Consider the following 24,646-nt stretch of genomic DNA (forward strand, 5'->3'; position numbering starts at 1 on the left):
CCGAAAACGATGGCCGGAATCGAATGGAATCCCTGGCCGGAATCAATTGGAATGGGTGGCCGGAATGAAATGGAATCACCGGCCGGAATCCCCTGGAATCAGTGGCCGGATTGCTCTGGAATACTCAGTCAAGCCTGGATGACGCATTTGTATTGGTTTTGTTTTGAGAATTGCTTAAGTCTGCTACAGCTAATCAACCTACGTTATTAATACAACTACAATACCTCTTTCAATGTGCAGAAATAAATAGCCTATTGTCATGTCTCTCCTTTTGGGAGCTACCTTGACAAAACTCCACATTGTTATAAGGATTTAAGCAGATAATGCTCCTTTAAAGATGTCCTTTCCTAAAAAGGTAACCCATGGATCTTGAAAGCACCATCTGCCCTCATTGCGGTTGTCATTGTGAAGATCCAGAATATTGCGCCGCATGTGGCAAGCTTTTCGATGACAATCTTACTTCCAGTCACAATGTCTCGTTTTTGGAAGCATTAGGTCGTGGTTTACAATCAATTTCAAGCAATCTTAGAAGTAATTTACGAGCAAATGGAGAACATGAATCCTCCATGGATCAAGATTCTGATTTAGACTGTGATGCAAGTTGGTCCACTCTGTCTTCAAACCTGTACAACCGCCATAATTTGAAATAAGAACAGCACCAACCATAAATTGAAAAGAACTGATTATTTGTTGCGTTGCTTTCCTCCTATAGTAGATGGTGCATCTTTGGGAATAGGGCCTGCAGGTGATAACTCTTCCATTACTTGTATCTCAATCCCGGTGTAGTCAAAATATCCATCGTCGGTAGGCCTATCTCCTTGACTATCAACGAGTCCATCGAAAACTTTCCCGACGCCTTCTTTTGCCATCCCCGATGCAGTTGTACGTACCCTACCTTTACCGGTCTCTTCGTAACGAAGAACATTATTTAAATGATCGGTCTTATCCACGGTAGGATGAGAATCTGGCTCACGTAGACTTTTTTGATCTGGTGGTATTAAATTATCTGGTGCGACCCCAGACGCATTCATTTTTGCATTGTTGGTTGTATGGTCTACGGCCCCTCTTAAAATCTCATCTTCGTGGACCCGGTTCCCCAATGTATCCATAGCGCTACTCACTTTGCCGCTGGTATTGCCCCATCCATAGCCATTTCCGCTGACAAACCCTTCAACCATTCTATTCAGTGCTTGCGGGTTATTTTGAGACATATGTGCTAAATTCCCCATTGCCTTCCTAATGTTCTCAGGAGATTCATTACCAAAGTGGTTTGTTGCATAATCCAGGACGAAAGCGGTTTGCATGTTGCCTCCATAGGATTCTGTTGCTGCTTCAACCCTCCGTGCATCTTTAAGAAAGGAATAGCTTTCTGAAGCTCCAATTTGTTTTGAGATGTCTGCCAGATAATCAACTCCTTGTGAGCCAGAAAAGGTATCCTGAATGGACTCAGCTCTAACTCTTGCCTGATCACGAGCAAAAGCCTGAGCTGTTTGTTCAGAAACATCAAATTTAACAGTTTCTCCATCTTGCCCGACTACTGCAACTTGAGCCCCACCATTGGCACCAGCGGATAATCCTAGGCCAATCTTTCCTCCAGCATTAATCATTGATGACAATTGGGTTCGCGTTGTTTCATCCATTGTGTGTACAAAACTCGACGAATCATTAAATGATCTTTGCCAGTTCGATCTCATGGAATTATCAAGTCGTTCACTGTAGCTCTGGGCGCTGGTGCTGGTAAGGCTATCCCTCTGTAGTTGCCTAGTCATCATATTCCAGTTGGAAGATCCGCCAAGGCTGTTTGAAGCCGAACCAATAAGCTGGCTTTGCAGTGACTGCCCGATGCTGATAGGATTCATGCCGTTTACCTGGGCATAGGTTAGGCTCTGGTTTCCAGCACCATCAACATCGTATTTTGCGGTGCCTGCAGGCATGGTATCTATTGCCTGTCCGGTACCACCAGCACCGGTGGTTATTGTGGTTGTAGAGCCATCAGCATTGACTGATTCACCTTTCATCCTGGAAGCTTTACCATCAGTTCCGGTCGTGACGCTGACTAACCCAGCGTTTGTACCGGCAGATCGGCCAGCGGAGGCCTCGGCCTGGGCATATTCCGCTGCGGTCGTTCCTTGTGGAAGATGACCGGAGTCTTGGAGGGAATTTCTGGTGTTCATGGCGGCATGGTATCCGCCAACATTTGAATGCATTTTGTACGCACCGGCAGCAGCCATATTGGTAAACCGGTGTTCCTGCATACCTTCCAGCAGACCTGCAATTCTCGTTTGTTCGGCGAGGGCTGAAGCGTTGCCTTCAGGAGTGATAAGTGCTCCAGCTTGGGCACCGGCACCTCTGGCGATGGAACCGAGGTTTGTGGCAAAGTGAGCGAGCGCTGAACCGCCGAATCGAACCAGCATCATGGAAAAGATACTTGCCAGCATGATCCCGGCAGAGCGGATCACCCCGAACATGGCCATCATTTTGAGTGACATGTTAGGAAAGGAGGCCATGGCATACACCCCGAGATTGGACTGACGTACATCTTCAAAGGCATAGACCGCGTAGTCCATGGCAGCACCGTGGATAACGGCATCGGTGACTCCCCAAGTGGTGAGGAATACGAAAAAGCCAAACATGACGGAGGCGGCCCGGCCGATAACCGGTGTTGGCAGGAATAGAGCGAGGAAAGGGAGGGTGCCGACCGCGACGGCGGTCATGATTGCCCGGATAATAGGGATCCACTCATTCATAGTAATCCCGATCCCCATACCGGTGGCAACGATTTTTCTGTCCGACTCCATCAGCACTGAGGTTTCGTAATCATCCTGATAGTAGAAGTTATAGAGGATCTCAGCTATCTGTCGCTGCTGGATGAGCCGCTCCGGAGTATAGGAATTTCCCGTCACGTGGAGCATGGTTGTTGAGATCAGGGATTCGCACCTGAGCATTTCAGTCGTACTGTTCGGATCAAAATGTGCTTTGGCACAGGCCCGCTTGATGGCCTCATCATAGTTGGTGGGGTTCGAATAGATCGGTTGCAGCTGGTTCCACGCCTGGGTACAGGTCATGGGTTGTCCTTCAGGATCGACACTGTCATAATAAACCGTATAAATGGCTGGATTCTGAGCGTTGGACAGCTCGGTGAGGAAATTGGTGGAGTTGTTCCGCATGGTGTCAAGGGAGATGGTGGAGCCTGGCCGGAGCAGCTCAAAGGTGACACAGTCCTTGATATAGCGGATCATAGAGGTTCGGGCGTGGTTGTTTTTAGGGCTTGAACCCCTGATTGCCTCCAGAACCTTGAATCCCTTTCCTCCTGCTGTGTCGAGATACTGGGCGTTGGGGGCGGATGCAGTGTCGATGATGTCAACCAACCCTTTCTCCAGTTTATTGAGGGTTCCTGCGGTGGCGACGATCGCGTCCGGGACGTTTGGGACAATCTGGAATCGATTGAGCACCGGATCATAGACGGTGATGTTGCCGGTCGGGATGAACAAGGCGATATAGATCACCATTCCAGCCAGAACAGGGATCGGCCATGTCAGGCTGATCCTGCCACCGACTGTTGCCCTAGCGATCATACCTACTGCGGCCGCGACTACCCCTAAAACCGTGACAACGACAAGCAGCCCCTTATAGGCATTGTCCCCAAAAATGAGCGCGACCTTGGTGAAAGCCTGTACAACCGGGTTGAAACCACCGTATGTATAAAACTCCATATCAATGGCCATCGCCGGAGTCGCCGCCAGTAAGAACGCGATGATTATTAAGAGAGTGCTGATCCTTTTCATAGCTATCAGAGTTGCATCCGGGAGGCCATGTCCTTGCCGTACCTGCGGGTAATCTCGCTGACCATCTGGTTCTCGATCCTCTGCATCTTTTCCATATACGCCATGATGGTGGTTATTTCTCCCGCCGCGGCTATATAGGCTTCTCGTGATGCTTCCTGTCTTTGCCGTATTCTTCCCAGCATGATGCCGAGGTCTGTGTCGATGTGGCCGGCAAACACTGCCGGATTGCAGTTCTCTGCAGGTTGTCCGCTGGCGGCCCCTGCTTTTTTCTCCAAAATCTCCTTGGCCTTTACCCCTATGGACTCTGCGCGGATATACAAGTCGGAGAGCATCTGCAGGCTGTACGCTTTGGCTGTTATGTCGGCCAGGCTGGTAACCATCGACTCCTTCATGTTGCTGCCGATGGCGGTTTTGAGGATGGGGAGGGGAGAAAGTGGGGTGGATTCCAGGAAATCCTGTTCAGCGGCGCTTAAGGCTGCTCTGGTCTCTATCTTGGTGGCAATGGCGTCCAGAGTGTTGGTTACATACTGTACCAGATCTCTGTTGGCGTCAGTGATCTGAGTGCAGGTGCCGCCGGAACTTTTGGAATAGAGTACCCCTTCGGAGATGCCCTTGATATCGTCCGGGTTGTTCTGAGGGCAAGGGCCTTCGTAACTTACCTTATAGGCGCTTGCCGGTCCCTGGAGGGTGATATCACCAACCAGGCCACGGATAAGATCGGTGTGACCGGAAGGAATGCCCATGCTGGAGCCAAGGTTATCGAGCAGGGAGCCGCCTGATAAAAAGGTGTTACGGATATCTGCGTTACAGCCGCTGTTGATCCGAGTGACATCAGCTGCCTGTGGTACGTTGTTATTGGCCTGATCCTCCTTGGTAGCCATGTCCCACATTTCCGTAATACCCTGGGCCAGCTTGTTTTCCTTGATCGCGGTACCGAGTTTTTCCCGCATAACCTCGGATGAGTGAAAACCATTTTCATCCATCACCACGCCAACCAACCCCTGGGCGGTCGCGCACTCCTCGATCTGCATTGAGTTGAGCTTGTCGGCTATGGCCTCAAAGTTTTTGATGGTGTTGGAGCATTGGGAACAAAGGGTTTTCAACCCAAGATCAAAGGCCACGGCTGCAGCGTTGCTGAGTATCCCCTGGAGCTTATCCACCAGGTAGTCGGAGTTCATAAAAGACATGCCGCCAAGGAATACATCAATCCCACCACACCCGGCTTTGATCCTGGGGGCTTCAACGGTTACAGGATAGTCGTTGGTGTTTGACCAGCGGGTAGAAAAGCTCCCGGCCTGATAAAAACCACGTTCCTGACCGTGAAAATAGTTGGGGCCGCTTGTACTGCGCTGCTGCAGCCAATCATCAACCCACTGTGCATGGGCAGATGCCGAAAGCAGAAAAATGGCTGCCACTACCAAAATTATTTTTCTTGCCATGGTTGCTTACCCTCATTGTCTAAGATCGAGGTGGCGTCGAACGCCGACCCTTTTTGAAAGTCGTACATCAGGAAATTGTCATCCCGGGTTTCGCCTTGCAGATAGCGGACTGCGCGGTAGAGCTTGCGCTCGAGTTCAGTAAGCACGACAACTCCAACGGACACGGGCATATAGTCTTTCATCCCTTTTTTGATGAGCAGCAGGGCTGGAGTTGTCTCAATACCGAACCTTTCTGCAATGCCTGGTTGTTGACCTATATCCACCGGTTTTACCGTCCAGCCGTATTTATCGACGAAATATGCCAGGATCCCGCTTTGCTTCTCACAAAAGCCACATGTGGGGCTGGTGAAATAGATCAGGGCATGGTCGTTTCTTGCACTTCTGATTGTTTGTCCGATCTCCTGATTCTGCATCTGTACCCTGGCGGTGACTCCCGGCCTGGATGTAGGATAGACCTGGTTGACGTTGAACAGGTTCCCGTATTTCTGGGTCACGTACATGGCACTGTTGGTGTAGGCCAGGGCCTTTCTGCGGGCCACGTCCTGCATAATTAGATACCTGAGCGTGTTCTCTTCCGTGGGGGCCTGGACTGCGAGGTTCTGGACGTGATCAAGCAGCTCCTGAAAATCGTCGGGGTACATTGTCCATAACTCTTCCAGGCTCACTTTTTCCAGATCTGTGCCTCGGTACCTGTTTTCTTGTTGTTGGACCTCCTGTACCTGATTTATTTCCTGTCCCGGTTCTTCTTCTGGCTTTGGTAATGGATCGTGGTACCAGAACCAGCCTTCCTTCTGTTTTTCGTAAAATTGTGGGGTGCCCTCATCCTGGGCATGGCAGTTTAAGGACATACATAGCCAGCAGCCTGCGACAACTATAAATGTGCTACCATAGAGGCAGAGCTTTTGAGAGAAATGCATCATCATGGATGAGTCCGAAGTAACGTGAGTCAAAGGAACGGGGATTAGCGCCAATCATGAAATAGCTGCCTTTTGGAACAGGGCCGGTGAAATCGAAGACAGGAAGAAAATTTCCTTTACTGTCTTCGATCAGGGCCTTTCCAAGCCTGGTCTGCCCGCAGAAAAAGACTCCATTGACGTCCCTGGTTAACAGATCTCCTGGGGTGCAACCAACCTCTTTAATCAGTATGTTGTTCTCTTTGAGCCCTTTGTGGATAAAGGATGTGTGCTCTCCCCCCTGCAGCTCAAACAGCAAATAATCTCCTTGCTTGATTCTGGTGGTATCCACCGGCACCTTGAAAAATATTCGATGGTCCAGTGAGTCACTGGTGGCAACGATGATCCGTTGGGGCAAGATCAAGCCAGCGAGAAAACCAGCCAACAGGACTAAAGTAATACGCTGCTCCTTTTTACTGAGTCGCCAAAATGGACGTTTGTTATCTGATGAGGAATTCATCGCCATTTTTCAATACAACTTCCTTGAGGATGTAGACCTGATTTTTGTGAAGTTCAGCGTCCTGGCTGATATAGGCATCCAGCTTGTTGAGGCTGGTCCTAAAGTCAGCCTCCGTTAGTTCACCTGCAGCCATCAGCGCCTTTTGTTGCCGGAAGTAACCACTCATATCCACGATCTTGATTTTCTGAGCGAAGTATCTGTCATACGTCCAGAAGGCTACCCCGACAATTATCAGTGAAATCACAAGGACCTCTAAGTAGCCAGGGGTCAGCTTGTTGTCTTGAGGGGTGTGTCTGCTATCACTCATGCTTGCCCTTTTGTAATGCAGCGATCAGGCTTTCTAAACCAGGGCTCTTTGCTTCTCGGTTTATCTTTTCCAGCAGGTAATCAAGTCTGGCATTTCCGCTTATCTTCCAGACCTCATTTTGACGCTCATATACGAGGGCTGGTACTTGGGTAACCTCATACCTGTTAAACAGGGACGGCTGAATCCTGACCGGTATCTCGAATCGTTCACAGACCTCTGGCTTTTCCTTTTTCAGCTGATCAACACAGCTCGGATCCTTCTTTGCAATCCTGGTGAGGTACCGGTGACGTTCACCTGGAACAAAGCCTTTCATCAACATTGTCATACCTGGTTCATCCAATGCTTCTACTGCAGTCAGGTATGAGTGGATCGTTTCATCAGGTATGGATGAAGAAAAGAAGAGATACACCTTTTCGTTTGCCGGCAGTCTGCCAGGGCTTGACACGTCCTCCTCCCCTGCCCTTTCTGTGTCATCTGTAAAGACTTCCTTTTTGAATCGCTGTTGTTCACACTGGAGTTTTTCTTGAAACTCAGGTGAATTAAATACCTTGGCGCTCTCCTGGGCGGCTTTCATTCCCGCATCCTGGTGCTTGTTCACCGAAATTTTCATCGTGGCAGCATTCTTTCCTGCCTGCCCCATTGCTCGCTGAACACTTTCCTCCAACTCATCGGCTGCAGCGTGTAAAGTGGAAAGGAGCAGCATTATTGTTAATCGCAGCACGTACAACACAGTTGCCTCCTGTAAACGGTCCAGAGATATTGGTCATTGGGACCAAGACCTCCGCCAACCATGGGTACATTAAGGCCGGAGTTGTAATAGGTGGAAGTAGCTCCAAACGGCCATGCTGGTGATCTCGAACCAGGACGTACCACATGAGTTTTATAGTGGCTTTTGATCCAGATAGGCGTGTATTGACATCCACAGAGTGATTCAGCAGGGTCACAGATCATGAAAACCCTATTGAGCTTGTAAATCAGTCGAGCAGCAGCGCTATTGTTGGCCTGGGTTATTTCGTCATTTTGGATTGAACCGGTCATTGGGTAGGCAGAACCACCTGAACCTATACACCAGGGCATGAGATCCAGCGTCGCTCCTAGATTTGTTGCGGTTGCATCGGCCATACAGGCCATCTGCATGACTGGATTGGCATAAAGCGCAGCCTCCGGATGGATCAGAACCGACAGCTCGTCATTGTTCCATTGCACGTCAAATTCAGATATCCAGAACGGATAATCATACCGATTGCACAAAAGCCAGTTTAAGAGCGGAATCGGATAGGAGTGAGCCTGCGAAAAGGTAGCCTCATTGGCTATATTTACGGCGTCTTGAGTCGCGTTTGTTCCTCCTAATTCATCAAGTAGAGAGCCGCCGAATGATGCTCCTAGAAATGCTGAGTAAAAGGGTGTGCTGACTGTATCAACGGCGGCAAATGGTTCCCAGTAGGTCCAGATCTCACCAATTACGTAAAATATTGGTGGTGGCCGTGGACAAATACACAGCCCTAGAAAGGTCAATTGGATTTCACTGTAATGGATGTCTGTCAGCGGATTAAAAGGTGTTCCCGCCTTCGACCAATTGTTGAGGCCACTGAGAAATGTCAGGAAAAAGACGAGAGCTAACGTTTTAACTTTCATTATTCTCCCTCCTGAACCAGAAATTCGGTCACCTGGATGTGTTTGTCCTGTTGCACCGCAGCACAGGGGACCGCTGCCAGCTGAAAACGATCAGCAACCTCTTTCTCCAGATAATAAACGGCTCGCTTTAAATCGGTAACCAGGGATTGGGCATAACCACCTGAAAGAAGTAACTTCATCCTGTGGTTGGAAGAATAGGGGGACTCTTTGAACCATTTGATCTGGTCTGGATCACTCCCGTCGATCACCACCAGGCCAATTGATAAACTCATATAGTCCAGAGGATTGAACCTGTACCCTTTGGGATAGAGCACCTTACCGTCCCTGTCTGTCAGATCACGATCCAGGGTGTAGGTCATATCAACAGAAAAACTACGATCACTCTCAGCTCTAGGGAGTTGCTGCAGATTTTTTGGTTGGTAGCTGTGGATTTTCTCCTGATATTTATCTTTTTGCTGCTTCCACCGCTGTGCAACCTCCTGCTTTATCTCGTTGCGGACATCCGGTTCCACTATCGCGTATACTGGCCCTGCAGGCTCAAGCTCAGTTATTGCCTGAGCACCCACAGGAATAGCTAAAAAGATAAATATACAAAAAGATAACAATTTATACTTCACCCTGTTCCCTCAGCGTGACCATCTGTTCAATGGCTTCATAGTGCGTCAGTCCTTTCTCCACCAGTTGTTCGATCATGGCGATCTCGGCAGCCTTGGACGTGTAGATGAAGTAGGCGTAGTCGTTAACTACCAGGCGGCCAACACCAAGGCCGAAGGGGGTATCAAAGAAGATCTCTGAGTAGTACGGTGGATTGGATTTGAGTGATTTTAAAAGCTCCATGGTGAAGTCGTCATAGTCGATCAGTTCCATACTTCTGGCCTGGGCAAAATCGCCTGACTCAAGCAGAATTTTGAACTGAGAGTTACCGTTGACTACCTTGCCGACTTCACCAAAATTCATCAAATCAAGCAGAGACTGAGTGACGACCATGAAGCTGCCATTATATTTTCTGGCCCTGCGATACCCTTCGTTAATAACCGGAGAGAGCATGGCGGCTTTATCCAGGAACTGCCAGGCCTCCTCAAAGATCACCAACCTGGGTCGGGAGCGGTCGGAGAGGTACAGATCCTGGGTTACAGCGTTGATAATGAGCAGAGTAACAACCCGGTACAGGTCCGGCTGAATCTTTAGATTTTCCAGTTCCAGGACGACAAACTCATCCCTGCGGATATCAAAGGAAGAAGGCCCGGTGAAGAATTTGCCGTGAAAGCCGTGGGAAGTGAATTCCCTGATGTTAAAAGCCAGCTTTCTGGCTGATTCAATAAGCTGCTTGTTATCTGCCAGTTCTTCGAGGTCTGCGTTTTTCACCTCAGGGAACTTCATCAGAAAGGAATAGACCGTATCTGCATCAGCCTCTTGTCCCTTTACTTGCCATGCCCACCTGACCGCGTTTCGAATAAGGTTCATCTCGGTATCATCGCATCTATCCATATCCGAGTTGGAGTAGGCCATCTGCGCGAAAACAGCCGCGACGGATTTCAGTTCTTCATCCGGTTCCAGGATATAGGTAAAGGGATTGAGGCAGACATCGGTATCAGCCTGGAAATCGAGATACCTGGCCCCGAGCATTCGAGCGATTTTCTGGTAACTGCCTCCGATATCAATGATTCGCACCATGGCGTTGGTGGAATAGTAGTTAAAGGCGATGTAATTGATTAAAAAGGATTTCCCAGATCCGGATGTGGCACAACATAGAACATTATGATTGGCTGCACCTTTGGCGAAGAAATCAAGGGAAACCAGTTGACCTTTGCGGCCGGTGAAAATCAGGTTAGGATCACCACCGGAGCCTGAGAAATCTCCTTGAACAGGTAAAATGGAGGTGATTCCGCCCACGGGTGCTACAAAATCTCGTTCCAGGTTTTCCACGTTTCTGCCTGCGGTGTACATGCAGAATGGTAGAGAAGAGAGAAACAGGATTTTCAGAATTAGGTTATCCTTCTGCATTACATAGCCTTGATTCTCCCATAATCGCCGTACCCTGGTCAGGGAATCTCTGGCTTGCTCAAGGTCATCGCTCCACACCCAGATGATGGGGATAACTTTTATAAATTTTTCCCCGCTCTCCAGCTGATCGGTTGCCTCCAGAAATTCCGTCTGTTTTCTCCTGAGCGTCGGGGAAAGCGAGCCCACTGCATGTTGATTAAGAAGGAGGTTGCATTTACCGTGAATCTTCATCTCTAATCCCTTCTCAAAAATGATATTGAAGGTATAAAGAAAATCTGTCTTGATCTGGTCAGCATCAGAGACTACGCCCCAGATCCCGCCAAATAATGAGTTGGTCTGCAGTGAGTTGACCTGTTTGGGGATTATCTTGGGCGTGGTGCAGCAGAAGTAGTTATCACCCACGACCATATGGTCTTTTTCTTCCCGGATGGGCGTATCTGCGGTGATTATCTGTTTTCGCAGGGGGACCTGGTCACTGTAGGTATTGTGATTGTCTTCCGGATATTCTTCTGGATAAGAGTTGATCAGTCGGCGTAACCACTCCAGGAGTTCCTCCGGGGGCATATGGTAAGGAGAAAGGAGGGCTGCTTTCAGGGTTTCGTTGATCTGGCGTTTGATCTCCATGAGGGGCGCGACTTTGGCAGGCTCATGCAAATCCTCTGGTTTGGGCATCCCCTGACTGTTTGCAGGGATCGTCACGGCCACATAGAGCCTGAAGTTGCGTACCGGGATATTGCTGCAGTTCCTGAGTCCTTTCTTTCCGGCCATCATGAAATCCACCACCTTGTCTGTGTTGGACTGGATGATCTCATCAGGCCTGGTCCTGCTGGAGCGGTACCTATCCAGGATCGGTTCGATATGTGAGTCTGCGTGGAAGGTGAGCTGAATGACGCTGTCTTTTGGGATGCCTGCCCGGAAGAGCCCTTCCAGAGCATTGATGGTCTTTGGACCTGCATAAACCAGTGGGTAGCACTCCCACAGCATGCCAAGGCTGTCATCCTGATTGAGGTAGATCTCTGTCCGTTCGTCGTATGCCACGTAGTTCAGAAATGACGAGAACGGGGTCCTCCTCGTCATTTTCTCAAGATCGGACTGTTTCAGGTGGTCACGACCACCGAACCCATTATTTTGCAGGAAATTGAGCAGCATGATTATTCCCGAATTTCACTGATGTCGCTGAGGATCCAGTCCGACTCCTCAACTTTGAGATACACGTATCGGGTCATAAATAACTCGTCCCCTTCTCCTTCATAGGGAAGGAGCAATACGCGGAGAATTTTTGGAGGTTGCAGGATCGGTTTTTGAGGCTCTTCCAATAGGCCAGCCACCATCTGATAACGCTGGTTGGATCTATCTCCCCCAGGCGTTGGCACCTCTGACTGCAAAGGTTCTTCAATAACCGGGTACCGGGCTTCCTTGTATGCGCTGGGGGTATCGATGCACTTGCCGGTTTCATCACTGGCCCGACATTTGAAATCTTCCTCGTATGGATTGACGGCCTTCTCAAGTGGTGCACAGGCTGAGAGACTGAGCAAGGTCAGCATGGTTATCAGTTGTTTAAATCGTTCCACTGTCGATCTCCCTTATCTGCAGGTCTTTCCCTTCTGAAATGACCACGGTAATTTCTTTTGTGGCTCCCACTTCGATAACCGGCGTGGTCTGCCGGGCCAGATCAAGGTAGAAGTCACGCAGGGTGTCTGCTCCTTCTGAGAGGCCGCCGCCCAGAGCATAGGGGACTACATCACCACTATCTACGGTCTGTGTTGAACCAAGCGCTGAGGTGGAGGTGGTGGTTGAAGCCGCCTTGAGCCAGTCACCTGCCCCACCAAAAATTCCGGCCACCGTCGCCCTGGCGGTTGCCGCTCCCATACGTGAGACGACTCGTCCGGAAAGCCCAACTTTGGAATCTGAGTCGGTTACGAACCCTTTTACCGGCTCGTCAATTACGGCCTGACCGTTTTTAGAGAGGCAGGAAAGAGAAACCAGTCGAACATCAGCCCGTTCTTTATCCAGCCTTCCCACGGCTTCAGCTACCACAAAGCAACCTTCCACATCTCCTTTGATGTCATTGGGCAGAACCGCTGGGGTTTGGATTCGAAGCAACATAGGTTCAGGGCTGCTCTTGCTTGTCCCGCTTGTAGAAGCGTCGAAACCGGTTAAAAGGCTCGCTTCCATGAAAGAAGGTGGTAGGTAGACGCTCCGTCCTTTTTTTTTAGGGTCCTGCAGGATCTCTTCTGCTTGAGGGTTGGACACCACCGCGATTTCACCAATAACTACCGGTTCAGGGTTGATTGGTGCAGGAGGTGGAGCGGTCGGAAGTCTTTTGCCTGGACCGCTTTCTGTGATGGGCAGGGGCCATTCAGTTACTGTCCCTGATGGGGAAGTTGCAGACCGGCTGATTTCATCAGCGGTTGGGATGGTTACCTTTTCAGGCTCCTTGCCTTTACGCTTAGCTAACTCCTGTTCTTTTTTGAGTGCAGAAAGATCGTTCCTGAGTTTTTCCAGTTCCCGTCGTGTCTCCCGGAGTGTCGTCTTTTGAATCAGGTCCGGTTCAAGTGCTACAGATTTAACGCCCTGGTCACCTGCAAGATTAAGGGTACGTTTGGAACGGAGGTTGTAACCAACCATGATGAGAGTAAAGAGAATGATCCCTATAACAGCCCAGATAATCTGCTTTTTCTGTCGTGGTTCAAGCTTGTCAAAACCGCTCATCTACCACTCTCCTTTTTCTCCACCACAAAGACTCTTGTGGATTCTTGTGAACGAAGGGTGTGGTCCTCAATAGCCACTGCAAGAAGGGATGGACTTACATTGGAGCGAAGAAAATCCGTCTCTTTTACCCGGATTTCTTCAGTGACCATTGAGCTAATGGTATAGCGCTTCAGGCGAAGACCTATACCTTCTACGTCAACATATTGCTTGAGCAGCACGTCAAGGTCTGGCCTGATGATCACCCGTTGTTCCGCTTCAGTTATTTTGTAGCTGGAGGGATATTGTTCACCGTAAGCCTGCCGGATGATATGCAGAGCCTGCTTTTCAAGCGGCATATTCTTGAACATAGCCACATTTTGTTTAAACGAATCCCCAGCAGGCGGGATTAAACGCACTGTCGTAGACGGCATATTGGTCGGCTGGGTGATGATGGTATAGACATTACCGTCGCAAACCAGGAAGAGTTCATTGTCGTTTGTGGCGTACTTCTCCTCCGAGCCGATCTGGGTAATCTTGAATTTGATGAAGGCGTCGCTTTTGGAAAAGTGACCGGTGATATCCTTCTCCTTGGAATAGATCATATCTTGCATGGTGCCTGGACAGACAAACCGGTTAACATCGTGGTTGGAGATTTTGACTGTAGTTCGAACATCCGGAGCTACCGACTGCGCTCCTTGCACATTCGTACCGCAAAGGGAGAGCAGGATTACTGCTGTACATAACTTCTTCATTTGTTTTCCTTTTCCTGATCCGCCTCAACGTTCTTGACTTTTTCCTGGATGGATAAGACATAAAATCTGCCCTGATCGATTCGGTACTGCACTAGATAAGTCCTGGTTGTGTTTTCAAGCGGGGTATTGCCGGTGTATTGCACCAGTTGTCCAAACAACTCTATCTCTGAGTTATCGAAATTGATTTTCTCAAGGTAGAATGTTGAGCTGACCAGTCCTTCTTCTGCCCGACTGGCCAGTGAGTACCAACGCTCCGAAGCCTGGGGAAATGACTCGGGGGCAAAGTAGTAAAGCAATTCTTCAAAGTTTTCCCTCACTGTAGCCGGGGACCAGGTCGAGGCAAGGTTGGCAATGGTCCTGCTGATATCGCGGATGTATTTCTCGTTTGGTTTGCCCTGGACAAACTCGATTTGCCCGGTCAATTTGGGTGGGATCAGAATGGTGCGTTGGTAGTTCACCGCCCTGTGAACCTGGAGCGAGTTGTAGCAAAACGCTATTGTAAGGCAGACAAAGCAAAACTTGAGCAGTTTATTCTCGTCAAAAAGGGCGCTGGATTTCTGCAGGTAATCGGAGATTCTCATTCATGGAACTCCTTTTCAAAATATTCCGGATAGTTTTTCATTTCCAGAAGTCCCAGCGTGTAGAGGATATGTTTCAGAAATCCCCTGGCATGTTTTCGTTTAGCGCGGGTATAAAACCACTGGATGGCGATGAATATGATCCACATGAAGCCGCCATAAATGAGCGCGAAGGTCAGGGTGAAAACAAAAATGATCAGCTCGTCGAGTTCAAACCACAACACCTGGATGGGTTTGCCCAGGTACTGGGGGAAGCTTTTGTTTAGCTCATTGTTGCTCATCTTGGACCTTGGTTGCCTGGTTTACTCTCTTTTTAGCCTCAACTAATAACGGCCCCAACAGACTGGACAACGGCATCAGCCTTGAGCAGAAATGCACCGCCGAGAACGACGCCTGCTGCAGGTAACAGCATCTGGCGGATCGCCATGATTGCGGCGAAAACCATGCAGGCAACACCACTGACAAAACCGATAGGGCCGAGCAGGATCTGATTAACGCCGATGTCATAAAGGTCATAGGCAAAAGATCCCGTTGCAGGGGTTGTCATGGCCAGGGCGTTACCTGCAAAGAGAAGTGAGGCAATTGCCAGTACCGTAATGAGGGATTGTTTCCGATAGGATGTAGGGCTCATGGGGTTTCCTCCTGGGTAGAGAATTGGGATTGCCCGGTTCGGGCAGAACTTGTTTCAGATGGTGTAACTTCAACTCGACGGTTCAAAGGCGCATAGTGTTTACTCACCAGATCCGTGGCCCCTTTGCTCTCGATTTTGGCAACTGTGTAACCTTCTTTTTCAAGCAATCCTGCAACAGCTTTTGCACGTTCTTCAGAGAGCCAGGCGTTGAACTCTACTGGTCCCATTGCGCAGGTGAATCCAGTAACTGCTAGAGGTGCATTTTGAGGTACCTCAAACTCCTGTAATTGAGAAAACAATTGGGTCTGTTCTTCTGGGGCAATCTCTGCGCTGTCGATTTTGAAATGGACTGAGATTGGATTACTAAAAAGCGCACCAGGGGTAGGAGTAGGCTGAGTATATTTTTGGGAAACAACAATCTTCACCGAGTCCTTTTTTGTGGCTGTGGAAATAACAAAAGTCTCAGCTGAAACAACCTGGGCAAATGGCAGATTGTAAAGATACGTTCCTTGTCGGATCTCCAGATCTGCTCCCAAAGATATGATGGGAAATGACTGGCTGATGGAGAGAATTGCCACCAGTCCAGCAAGTAATTTAATGGCAGATATCCCATTCTCATTTTTAGTAATCAAAGAAACTACGTTTCTTTTTATTTGTTTGCCGGTTTTTAGCAATTTCTCAGGCCTCAGCTTTGCCACTTTTTAGTAATTGATTTCTTTCGTTGTAGACTCTTCGACGTACTCGGTAGAGGCGTGCTTTATGTGCGCGGTTAAGAATGAAACCAAAGGTGATCTCCACTTCATCAAAGAGCTTCTTCAAGGGTAATCGTTCCCCTTTCTCAAGGTTACTTAAGCGGCTGTATGCATAGCGTTCCCACTTGGTTTTCAGATCTGCTGAATCAATAAGTTGCTGTCTTCTTTTTTTGGAAAATTGACACAGCTGTGCTCTCAGGATTTCCCTTCTGCCCCATATCTTTTCAATCAGTTGCAACCCCATGAGATCAGTTCCTGAAAGTGGGTTGTTTAATATTTTGTTCTGTACCATCCAGCGCAGTATTTTATGTGAGAGCCGGGATTGTCCGGCATACGTTTCGATGTCCATTTTCAATCCTGGTTACAGCATCATTGATAAGCCGCCTGACTCCTCTTGTGGAGATACCGAAATGCTCTCCAACCAGATCGGTATTCACAGGTGACGGTTGACTGAGTATCCATTTTGCGACCTGCCTTTGGCGGTTGGTCAAAGAGGCAAGAGCTGCATCAATGACATCTTGGTCCAGTTCCTGAGGCAGCGTTTCATCTTCATTGGGGACATTGATTATTTCAGGGTCCAAATCATCAACGACCTTGATTCCCATGGTCATTTGAATGCAGCGTGAACGAAATACGACTCTGAAATACCGGGCCATACAGGAGAGATCTTTTTCACTTTGAAACAGACTGGAGATTGTCTGGTAGGCAACAAGCAGGGCTTCGCTTTCAAGGTCCTGGGAACTGCAACCCATGTGAGGGATGTATTGTGCGGCAATACACTTTATCAGCATTGGATTGGATTTGATCCATAGAGATGCGAGTGACCAGGTATCAGTGCATTTTGCCGAGATTTGAACTCGTATTTCAAGTTGTTCTGTTTGCATGTGTCGAGATCGCAATGGCATATTTTCTAAAATCATGAGCGAGGTTTGGATGTTCGTTTGATTACATGGACCTTGTCTTTTTTGTCTATTTCCCATGATTCAAGCAGGTTGATGTTTGCTAACTCGTGGAGTGCGCGACGGAGTTTGCTGCGAAAATCAGAGAGTCTGCCGTAACTGGATCCGCAGAGAAGCTTAAGGGTGCTTACCTTTATGGGATATGGGGCTCTATGGCTGGCGTAGAACCCATGCAGCCATTTGGCAAGGTCAGTTTTCAGTAGCCGTCGTTGCTGCCATTGCATCTGTGTCCAGCCTGCGTCAAAGAGTCTTGCCATCTTGGGGTTGATCTTGAGCAGATAGCAGCCCTCGTCTGAGCAGTAGTAGAACTCATCCACCAGCGATCCTGCATAGGTGTAGGACCTTTCGTTAAATTGATCTTTTATCTCAAAAGTTATTTCCACGGCAGATCCTGTAAGACGTCTGAATGAATCTTTGAGCCATTCTCGTCCTGATTTGCCACTTGCGCGGCCAATGGCTCTGAGAAATCCTTTGCCGGTGAATCGTGTATGGTCTTTAGTCGACTTTTCAAGAGAAACGAGATGCAGGGCATAGAGGAGGACATCGAAATCAGCCTGATCAAGCCGCCATCCGGTATAGCGAATGCTGATTCCTTTGATCGAAGCAAGCAGCTCACCTTTGACAGCCCTTCTACGGCCTCTCTGGACAACACCAAACAGGGCGGAGCGCAGGCAGATATTCGGGATACCCCGTACCTGTACAGGCCAGTCAGGCAAAGGTGGGTATCTGGTCGCCTCTTCAATTTTCTTTCTGACTTCAGGGGAAAAAAGTTCGAGTGCATCAATTCTCTTGTCATCTTCAAGCCCCATGTTAGAAAAATAAAATTACCGTTAGACAGGCGTTCTCGGCTGATCCTTCTTCAACTAAGTTCATCCTCTGCAGCAGTCACTCTGGCTTCGAGTAGATAAAATCATGGACTTTCTGCCTTAATTCGTCCGGCTCCGGCCACATCCAAACAGTTCTCTCAATACCGGTGACAGCCTCCAGTTTTGGAGCAAGCTCACGAGGGCAAGGTTTTCTACCCCGGACGATATGACTAAGAAAATCAGGTCTGATTCCAACCTGATCAGCTATAGCTTTTTGAGTTGTATGCCTTTTCTTTGTCGTCATAGACAACATAACTGCCGAATGAAGACCAATATGTCAATATTAAAATTGTCTTTTTCGTCAATAATTGTCTTTTTTATTTGATTTATTGAACATATGGTCTATTGTTGACCTATGGATCAATCAGCTTCCAATCAATTTCGCACTGCACTTATTCATCTGTTGAAACAGGAAGGGCGCGGTGCGCAGGCTCGACTGGCAGAGAATCAGAGGATCGATCGAGGTTATCTCAGCGCGATAACCAGAGGCAAAAAGCCGGGATCGGAACAGATACGAAATAAAATTGCCTCACACTTCGGCATGGTCTACGAGGAAATGCTTGTTCTCGGACGACGCATCATGGACGGGGAAGAGGCACCGGTGCTTGGCGGCGAGCCGGATAAGCAACAGGAAAAAGCTATAACGCACCTTGCAGATAATTCTTCTGATATATCCACCGCAATCATTGAGATACTTGGGTCAGATACCAGCAATGCGAAATTACTGACGGACCTTATAGAGGCACTGCACGGAAAGGTGACCGTTGAGAGGAAATGCTCAGAATTGACGACAGAAAACGAGCAATTAAAAGAAAAAATAGAGGAATTTGAAGCACGAATAGCAAGATTGGAGGAGGCTGGAAACTGTGATGAGCCAAGGCCTCTTAAAAAGACCGCTTAACAAAAGTCCGAAATTCCAGGAGTCAGTCTGGGAAAAAGAGCAAGCGAGTAAAAAAATTACCTCGTCTAAAACGAAAAATAGTGAAAGACGGCAAAATATACAGACTCGTTATTTGCCTGGAAGATGATTGAAGGCAAGTTGAAAGGTTGCCGATGTAATTGAGGGGTTAGTCATCGTCACCTGGTGTCAACACTGACGAAAAATGCGTCTATAAAAGATTAAATATAGATTAAAGATGATTAGGCGTTGATGGTCATTCGGCTCAATCTCTTGCTGGCAAGGGGATTGAGCCGATTTTCCATTTCATAAACGCGACCGCTATGCCCCCTTTGTGCGACCGCTATGCCCCCCTCTTTACGACTGCTATGCCCCGTCATGCGACCGCAATACCCCCGCCTTACGACCGTTATGCCCCCCTGATGCGACCGCAGTGCCCCCTTCCTACGACCGCTATGCCCCCTTTTCTTTTTTAAATGCGACTGCTATGCCCCCTTATTTCCAGGAAGCTGTACCCCACCAAACCCAAAGAAGCAAATGAGAGAACCTCTCCAACTGATCTCTTTTGTGGGTATGAGGCGACGTTTAATTTATGGGAAGGAGGCGGGAGGCGTATTAAAAAGGGATCCCAATAAAGCAGAGCCACACCGATGGTCAGAGACAATCTGTATATTTACAGAGCGCCAGCCACTAGAAGATTACCGGCCAATTTTCAATACTTTTTGCAGCAAGAGAATCATATACAATCCTAATCTGGCTGACAGCTCAAAAAAGCCACTTAGTGGTACAGACCGTACTTGAAGGCTTGTTATACACAATCAGGAAAAAGTTTAACTTTTGAAATTCATCCGCAAATAAACCCTGCCAATGGGCATCTCCCATGTACAGAACGCTAAGTGAGCCGTCCAGAATAATCTGAAATTATCTCTTATTCCAGCTCGAAAAGCACCCCTTCCCGACTTCCCGAGTGGGGCAACAGTAGGCGTAGGCTTATGCCGTTCAGCGCAAAATATTGGCAACTCGCCTTCTCCCCTGGCTCTGCAAAAAGAAACCACTATCAATTCATGTATATTCAAATTCCCGGAATTCTGAAAAATATTTGAATTAATGCGGCGACAGAGGTATCGTGTAACCTCTTGAATTTGTATGACAAGTAATGACTTGCGCCACAACGTAGCAGGTCAGTTGATGATTTATCAAGGGAGAACATGTGGCGTTGCAACAGCTACAAGCCACCTAAAGAGCGTCACATCTTCTATAGACAATAGGTCAACATATAGTGGAAATATGTTGACTCTGGATAACGCTTTTAGGGAGAAAACTGAGCTGTTAAATTCATGATAGTAGGTTTCTTTTTATCCAGTAAAAAATGAATGATAAAGAGTTAGCGTATTAACTAACTGCCTGAATTTGTGTTAGCGTCATTTCTGACACTATGTAGATAAAGAGAAACTACTTACCAACTTGTTAGAGCCAAGAAAAATAATCCTGTAATTCTCAAGCAATAAATAAAATGAAATCACTAGTGTCCGACAATGAAATGAAATATATAATTTTAGACACAAATATATGGATATACTCGACAAGACTCCTAGATGATTCTATGAGTGCTGCTTTACTTTTTTATTTAAATAATACGGGAGGGAAATTAGTTCTTCCGGAAATAATAGAAAAAGAAGTATCTGCAAATCTCACCAAAATTGCAAAATCAGCTTGTGGTGAAATTGACAAACAGTATGCATTATTACAAAAAATATTTGGATCTATTGACGACTATCGGTTACCAAATGATGGAGATATAAATCAAGCTTTCACGAAAAAACAAACTGAACTAAAAAAATTGATACAAAAAGTTCCATTTACGTTCTTACATGCAAAAGGAGCATTGAACAGAATCCTTAAAGGAATCCCACCTAATAAGGTGAGCAATCAGAAACAGCAGGGTGATCAGCAATTTAAGGATTCTTGTATATGGGAAGTTGCTATTGAGCTGGCTAAAAAATCAGAAGTAGTATTTATCACAAAAGATTATGGTTTTTTTGAAAACAGAAAACCGAAAAATGGATTAGCAACGCCGCTAAAAAATGAAGTTGCAAAACTAAATCATAACATATCTGTATTTCCCGATATTCACTCCTTCCTAACTGATATCAAGGATACTATTCCTAAGCTAAATGTAGCCGTAATAAAAAAATCTCTTAATGAACAAATCAATAAAGATAAATCTCTTATTGATGCTGTAGGTTCTGAACAGACAGAATTACTTAGTGACTTTTCGTGTAAAGCATTTTTGACAGAAAAAAACAATTTAGTAGCCATCCATTACGGCCTTAGATACCTCGTAGACAACATTGACGATATTTTCACAGGTGAACCCCTTGGGGGTGGGATTATGGTCGTAGGTGGCAATTGTTTATTTGATTTTACGGAAGGAATTGTGACTAAAAATTCTGTCGACAGTATTTCCTTTGAAGACCCCAAGGGACTCTCGATCCCAGGTAAAGGTGCAACACATTTTGCCAGGATGTCTGCAACTATTGGTAGAGGCATAAAAACCTATGAACTCCGCGCTGAAATGCCAGACGAAATGCTCTAAAAAAAACTTTTACTTGACCGGGAATAGCCGCCCGTTGTTTCTTTAAGCATTGCGGCCCGGCAAGTGATGTTGGTCGTTAAATAGAAAATATGAAATTCACACAATACAATTTAGGCTATTGCAAGGGCGGAGAGATTATTGAGGTTACCCTCAAAGGAAGTGCTGCAAATGTTCGATTGATGGATTCATCGAATTTCAATAATTTCAAATCAGGTCGACAACACCGATATGCTGGTGGGTTAATAAAAAGATCTCCATATCGAGTGCAGGTACCACGAGCTGGTAATTGGTATATAACTGTTGATATGGCTGGTCTAAAAGGTACGGTAAGGTCATCTATCAGACAAGTACAGGGCGCTTTGCCATCAGCTAATCAATCTCCTCTTTCTTCTGTGCCATCACTAGTCCGTGAACCAGCACCAAGCATAGACTCAGAAGATAAAGACTTTGATGTATTTATATCTCATGCCTCGGAAGACAAAGATGATGTTGTAAGGCCACTAGCACATTCTTTGAAAAATGGGGGGCTAAGTGTTTGGTACGATGAATTTGAGTTGTCTATTGGTGATAGCTTAAGAAGGCAAATAGACAAAGGGGTATCAAAAAGTAGATTTGGAGTTGTTGTTTTCTCAAAGCATTTTTTATCCAAAGGATGGACAAATTATGAACTTGACGGAATAGTAACTAAATCTGTAGGTGGAGAACAAATTATACTCCCAATCTGGCATGAAATAACTAAGAAAGAAATAATTGACTTTAGCCCCTCATTAGCTGACAGATTGGCAAGGAGCACATCCACACATACTGTTGAAGAAATTGCCGATGAAATAGTCAATTTGATAAAAAAATAATATTATTTAACAAAACAATAAACAAGGATTGCTGTCAGGCTACGAATTCGTTCTTAAAACCAGTGTCAATTATCCTAAGTTTGATGGACTCGTAAAAAGTTAAAAAACGAAATCCGGCTGTTTAAAAATTTGAGCCGTACTTTTGAACTAAAGTTTCCTGTAAATTATCATAGCAAAATCGCTAGTTCCTCAAGCCACCATGCGTAGCAGAGTATTTTACAAAAGAATTTTGCGGGCTTTGTCCTGGCAATGGGCAAACCGATTGAAAATCCTCACTCAATGCTGCTTCTGCCATGATTCTTCTCACATCTGAAAATGCAAATCCTGATCTACCACGGATTTTATGTTTGCGATCCGGTGCAGTTTGCAAGCGATCGGCATAAACCCATGTCAAGGTTGTGGCCATCATGCAGAAGTTAAGGTGATTCAACAACGAATCAGCATTTCTGGTTTGAGATTTTGAACTTCCAATCTCCTGCTTGATTTCTTTAAATCCAGATTCATTAAAAAAGTTAAAAAAGGGGACAGAACTATTTAATAAAGTCCAGATATCTCCTGATATGGTTAACATTGTCAACAAGATACAGTTCCCCACCACCTCTTTTTTTATTGCTAACAACGAGAGGTTAACGAACATCTTCCAGCCCACTATCAGAGGCGGGGTCATAGTGTAACGACGGTTGATCAATCTGATATGCGCGGGTTGGGTACCGTATGAATTGGCTTCGTCGCGGAGCTGCCTCTATCTATAATCGGGAGTTTAAGCCGTTAGGCCTATTCCTCTAGGAGAGTCGAGGGTTCCCCTTTCCGTGACCGCGCCCCTGGCAATGAGCTGGAAGGATTCTATTATTTTTCAACCCTATAGTGTGTTGTATTTAATGAAAACTATAGTTATGAAATCTGCCTGCTTTTTTGTTTGAGCCCCACCGGAGGTGCTCTTCCGCATCGCCACCTTCAGGTAGAGCAGTGAGAGATTTCACTGTCAAGGTTGTGAGGTACGAACACCCATAGGGCTTGACCTTGATATTGTAACCTCTTGCTGCTAATCCGACTCGTATGTTACGCGGCTTCTAGCTCTTTAGCAATTGCCCAGGAAAACCCTGCAATCTCCCTTGCAATCGCAGTTTTTGTAATATTGACATTTTTCCCTTTGGCAATGAAATACTGATAACGACGACAAAGGCGGCATTGTGCTTTCCACGAAATATCTATTATTTCTTGCGGTAAACCCTCTTGTCGTTGTCGAATAACCCTGCTTTTCTTGGCTGGAAACCGATAAGCGTGCGCTGCTTCGACCAACGCATTACGTACATGCCTGTTACCTGTCTTGGTAATTCCCCCCTTTTTGATTTTTTCACCGCTGGAATGTTCTGAAGGGACAAGGCCAAGGTAAGCCATAAGTTTTCCTGGATCTTCAAAACGAGTAAGATCTCCCAACTCAGAAGCTATAGTTGCAGCAACGATGAGAGATATCCCGCGCATAGACTGCAAGGCTTTAATCAACTCGTATCGACTACTTTGCTGACATTGTAAACGGATCTGCTCTGTTAGACGCTGAACACGATCAATGCAACCTGTTACGGTATCAACATATTCTTGAAGTACAATATGTTGAGCTGCATGCGACATTGAGACCGTAGCCAACCAGTAAAAATGTGTTTTCGTCCATTTCGTCTTACCAGAATAAATAATATCGTGACGAAGCAGAAATGCACAGAGTTGTTGCTTGGCAACTCGTAGCGCACGGGTTGCATCCATCCGAGAGCGTACTAAGTCCCGCAATGCCTCATCTTCTTCTGTTGGAACATATACAGGAGTCAGTTCCCCTGCTCGATGCAATCTTGCCAAAGACATACAATCACGTTTATCGTTTTTTAGACGATTACCACTTTGTCGAGGAATCTTTGATGGGGCGATAACTGTACAGTCCAAGCCGTTTCCATTTAAGTGACGATAAATCACATAACCACAGGGCCCTGCTTCATATACGAACCGAAGGGTAGCGCCTCTCGATACAAGTCGACGAATAACCTTGTCTAACTGGTCTAGATCATTGTCGATCTTCCCGTAATATCTCACCTCTCCATCGCGACATTCATCAGCTATCCCGATTGAAATTGAGTTTTTATGGACATCTAAGCCAACTGTTTTTATTATGTTTTTCATGACCTGCCTCCTTGGTTATGGCTCTGAGTTGATTTGTGATCATTCAACTTAACCCACGTTGGCAAGGTAGGCAGGTCTGTTCTACCAACGTGTTAACCATGATATCTATAGATCATGACTATCAAAGTTATTGCCGGAAAAAGATAACACAAGACAACTTCAACGATGTTCAATAATTATCTTGGACCGTGGATACACAGGAATTATGTTGCGAGATTAATTATGTTGTGTCTTTTCTTCTCTGTTTGCTTTTCTTCCCTCTTTTTGTAGTTGGCATTTTTTATCTCTTCTTCCTCCCTTTTCTTTGGATTTCCTTCTTTTTC

24 protein-coding genes and 1 pseudogene are annotated in these 24,646 nt (G+C 46.7%); 4 read left to right on the top strand and 21 right to left on the bottom strand.

Annotation, left to right across the window (positions count from 1 at the left end):
- Positions 1–362: 362 nt before the first annotated feature.
- Entirely contained in the window at positions 363–650 is a 288-nt protein-coding gene (locus tag JWH17_RS20825; protein WP_205224625.1) for a hypothetical protein, read from the top strand.
- A gap of 33 nt (positions 651–683) precedes the next feature.
- Here JWH17_RS20825 and JWH17_RS20830 read toward each other — a convergent pair whose 3' ends face one another.
- From JWH17_RS20830 to trfA, 19 genes are read right to left on the bottom strand one after another with little or no spacing between them, the layout of a single operon-like run.
- Positions 684–3,785 carry a conjugal transfer protein TraG N-terminal domain-containing protein gene (locus JWH17_RS20830; RefSeq protein ID WP_205224626.1) on the bottom strand — a complete coding sequence of 1,034 codons (3,102 nt, stop codon included), beginning with the start codon at positions 3,783–3,785 and terminating at the stop codon, positions 684–686.
- A gap of 5 nt (positions 3,786–3,790) precedes the next feature.
- Positions 3,791–5,224 (bottom strand): conjugal transfer protein TraH, encoded by a 1,434-nt coding sequence (locus tag JWH17_RS20835; RefSeq protein WP_205224627.1) that lies wholly within the window; start codon positions 5,222–5,224, stop codon positions 3,791–3,793.
- Positions 5,209–6,072 carry a conjugal transfer protein TraF gene (locus JWH17_RS20840; protein WP_205224628.1) on the bottom strand — a complete coding sequence of 288 codons (864 nt, stop codon included), beginning with the start codon at positions 6,070–6,072 and terminating at the stop codon, positions 5,209–5,211. Before JWH17_RS20840 ends, JWH17_RS20835 begins: the two co-directional genes overlap by 16 nt.
- A 34-nt stretch (positions 6,073–6,106) precedes the next feature.
- Positions 6,107–6,637: a S26 family signal peptidase gene (locus JWH17_RS20845; protein WP_205224629.1), complete on the bottom strand. Its 531-nt coding sequence runs from the start codon at positions 6,635–6,637 to the stop codon at positions 6,107–6,109.
- Positions 6,618–6,944: a hypothetical protein gene (locus JWH17_RS20850; protein WP_205224630.1), complete on the bottom strand. Its 327-nt coding sequence runs from the start codon at positions 6,942–6,944 to the stop codon at positions 6,618–6,620. Before JWH17_RS20850 ends, JWH17_RS20845 begins: the two co-directional genes overlap by 20 nt.
- On the bottom strand, positions 6,937–7,674 hold the full coding sequence (locus tag JWH17_RS20855; protein ID WP_205224631.1) for a TrbC family F-type conjugative pilus assembly protein: 738 nt from the start codon (positions 7,672–7,674) through the stop codon (positions 6,937–6,939). The genes JWH17_RS20850 and JWH17_RS20855 overlap by 8 nt, the downstream gene beginning before the upstream one ends.
- On the bottom strand, positions 7,653–8,579 hold the full coding sequence (locus JWH17_RS20860) for a TraU family protein (RefSeq protein ID WP_205224632.1): 927 nt from the start codon (positions 8,577–8,579) through the stop codon (positions 7,653–7,655). The genes JWH17_RS20855 and JWH17_RS20860 overlap by 22 nt, the downstream gene beginning before the upstream one ends.
- Positions 8,579–9,196 (bottom strand): hypothetical protein, encoded by a 618-nt coding sequence (locus JWH17_RS20865; protein ID WP_205224633.1) that lies wholly within the window; start codon positions 9,194–9,196, stop codon positions 8,579–8,581. The genes JWH17_RS20860 and JWH17_RS20865 overlap by 1 nt, the downstream gene beginning before the upstream one ends.
- Positions 9,186–11,732, bottom strand: coding sequence for a TraC family protein (locus JWH17_RS20870; RefSeq protein ID WP_205224634.1), 2,547 nt, complete (start codon positions 11,730–11,732; stop codon positions 9,186–9,188). The genes JWH17_RS20865 and JWH17_RS20870 overlap by 11 nt, the downstream gene beginning before the upstream one ends.
- Before the next feature lie 2 nt (positions 11,733–11,734).
- On the bottom strand, positions 11,735–12,154 hold the full coding sequence (locus JWH17_RS24195) for a TraV family lipoprotein (RefSeq protein WP_205224635.1): 420 nt from the start codon (positions 12,152–12,154) through the stop codon (positions 11,735–11,737).
- On the bottom strand, positions 12,141–13,295 hold the full coding sequence (locus JWH17_RS20880; protein WP_205224636.1) for a TraB/VirB10 family protein: 1,155 nt from the start codon (positions 13,293–13,295) through the stop codon (positions 12,141–12,143). Before JWH17_RS20880 ends, JWH17_RS24195 begins: the two co-directional genes overlap by 14 nt.
- The gene (locus JWH17_RS20885) at positions 13,292–14,026 is read right to left on the bottom strand and encodes a TraK domain-containing protein (RefSeq protein ID WP_205224637.1); all 735 of its coding nucleotides are present in this window, start codon (positions 14,024–14,026) and stop codon (positions 13,292–13,294) included. The genes JWH17_RS20880 and JWH17_RS20885 overlap by 4 nt, the downstream gene beginning before the upstream one ends.
- The gene (locus JWH17_RS20890) at positions 14,023–14,607 is read right to left on the bottom strand and encodes a TraE/TraK family type IV conjugative transfer system protein (protein WP_205224638.1); all 585 of its coding nucleotides are present in this window, start codon (positions 14,605–14,607) and stop codon (positions 14,023–14,025) included. Before JWH17_RS20890 ends, JWH17_RS20885 begins: the two co-directional genes overlap by 4 nt.
- Positions 14,604–14,885: a type IV conjugative transfer system protein TraL gene (traL, locus tag JWH17_RS20895; protein WP_205224639.1), complete on the bottom strand. Its 282-nt coding sequence runs from the start codon at positions 14,883–14,885 to the stop codon at positions 14,604–14,606. Before traL ends, JWH17_RS20890 begins: the two co-directional genes overlap by 4 nt.
- Before the next feature lie 38 nt (positions 14,886–14,923).
- Complete coding sequence (locus JWH17_RS20900; RefSeq protein ID WP_205224640.1) at positions 14,924–15,235, bottom strand: hypothetical protein; 312 nt, start codon at positions 15,233–15,235, stop codon at positions 14,924–14,926.
- Positions 15,232–15,867 (bottom strand): OmpA family protein, encoded by a 636-nt coding sequence (locus tag JWH17_RS20905; protein ID WP_205224641.1) that lies wholly within the window; start codon positions 15,865–15,867, stop codon positions 15,232–15,234. The genes JWH17_RS20900 and JWH17_RS20905 overlap by 4 nt, the downstream gene beginning before the upstream one ends.
- Before the next feature lie 46 nt (positions 15,868–15,913).
- Positions 15,914–16,336 carry a hypothetical protein gene (locus tag JWH17_RS20910; protein ID WP_205224642.1) on the bottom strand — a complete coding sequence of 141 codons (423 nt, stop codon included), beginning with the start codon at positions 16,334–16,336 and terminating at the stop codon, positions 15,914–15,916.
- Entirely contained in the window at positions 16,293–16,871 is a 579-nt protein-coding gene (locus JWH17_RS20915) for a sigma-70 RNA polymerase sigma factor region 4 domain-containing protein (protein WP_205224643.1), read from the bottom strand. The genes JWH17_RS20910 and JWH17_RS20915 overlap by 44 nt, the downstream gene beginning before the upstream one ends.
- A 32-nt stretch (positions 16,872–16,903) precedes the next feature.
- Positions 16,904–17,755 (bottom strand): plasmid replication initiator TrfA, encoded by an 852-nt coding sequence (gene trfA / locus JWH17_RS20920; protein WP_205224644.1) that lies wholly within the window; start codon positions 17,753–17,755, stop codon positions 16,904–16,906.
- Between the two features lie 412 nt (positions 17,756–18,167).
- Between trfA and JWH17_RS20925 the strand changes: the two genes are divergently transcribed.
- The 3 genes from JWH17_RS20925 to JWH17_RS20935 all read left to right on the top strand — a co-directional run bounded on the left by JWH17_RS20925 (position 18,168) and on the right by JWH17_RS20935 (position 22,157).
- On the top strand, positions 18,168–18,713 hold the full coding sequence (locus JWH17_RS20925; protein ID WP_205224645.1) for a hypothetical protein: 546 nt from the start codon (positions 18,168–18,170) through the stop codon (positions 18,711–18,713).
- Positions 18,714–20,250: 1,537 nt separating this feature from the next.
- Positions 20,251–21,306 (top strand): PIN domain-containing protein, encoded by a 1,056-nt coding sequence (locus JWH17_RS20930; RefSeq protein ID WP_269755897.1) that lies wholly within the window; start codon positions 20,251–20,253, stop codon positions 21,304–21,306.
- An 89-nt stretch (positions 21,307–21,395) separates the two neighbouring features.
- Positions 21,396–22,157 (top strand): DUF1883 domain-containing protein, encoded by a 762-nt coding sequence (locus JWH17_RS20935; protein ID WP_205224647.1) that lies wholly within the window; start codon positions 21,396–21,398, stop codon positions 22,155–22,157.
- 189 nt (positions 22,158–22,346) lie between these two features.
- On the opposite strand, the pseudogene JWH17_RS24910 reads toward JWH17_RS20935, so the two are convergent.
- Positions 22,347–22,659 (bottom strand): annotated as a pseudogene (locus JWH17_RS24910) (IS701 family transposase); the annotation flags it as partial.
- A gap of 557 nt (positions 22,660–23,216) precedes the next feature.
- Entirely contained in the window at positions 23,217–24,323 is a 1,107-nt protein-coding gene (locus JWH17_RS20945) for an IS110 family RNA-guided transposase (protein ID WP_205224649.1), read from the bottom strand.
- Between the last annotated feature and the right edge of the window lie 323 nt (positions 24,324–24,646).

Source organism: Desulfogranum marinum, assembly GCF_016918565.1.
In the GTDB taxonomy this organism is placed as follows: Bacteria; Desulfobacterota; Desulfobulbia; order Desulfobulbales; family Desulfobulbaceae; genus Desulfogranum; species Desulfogranum marinum.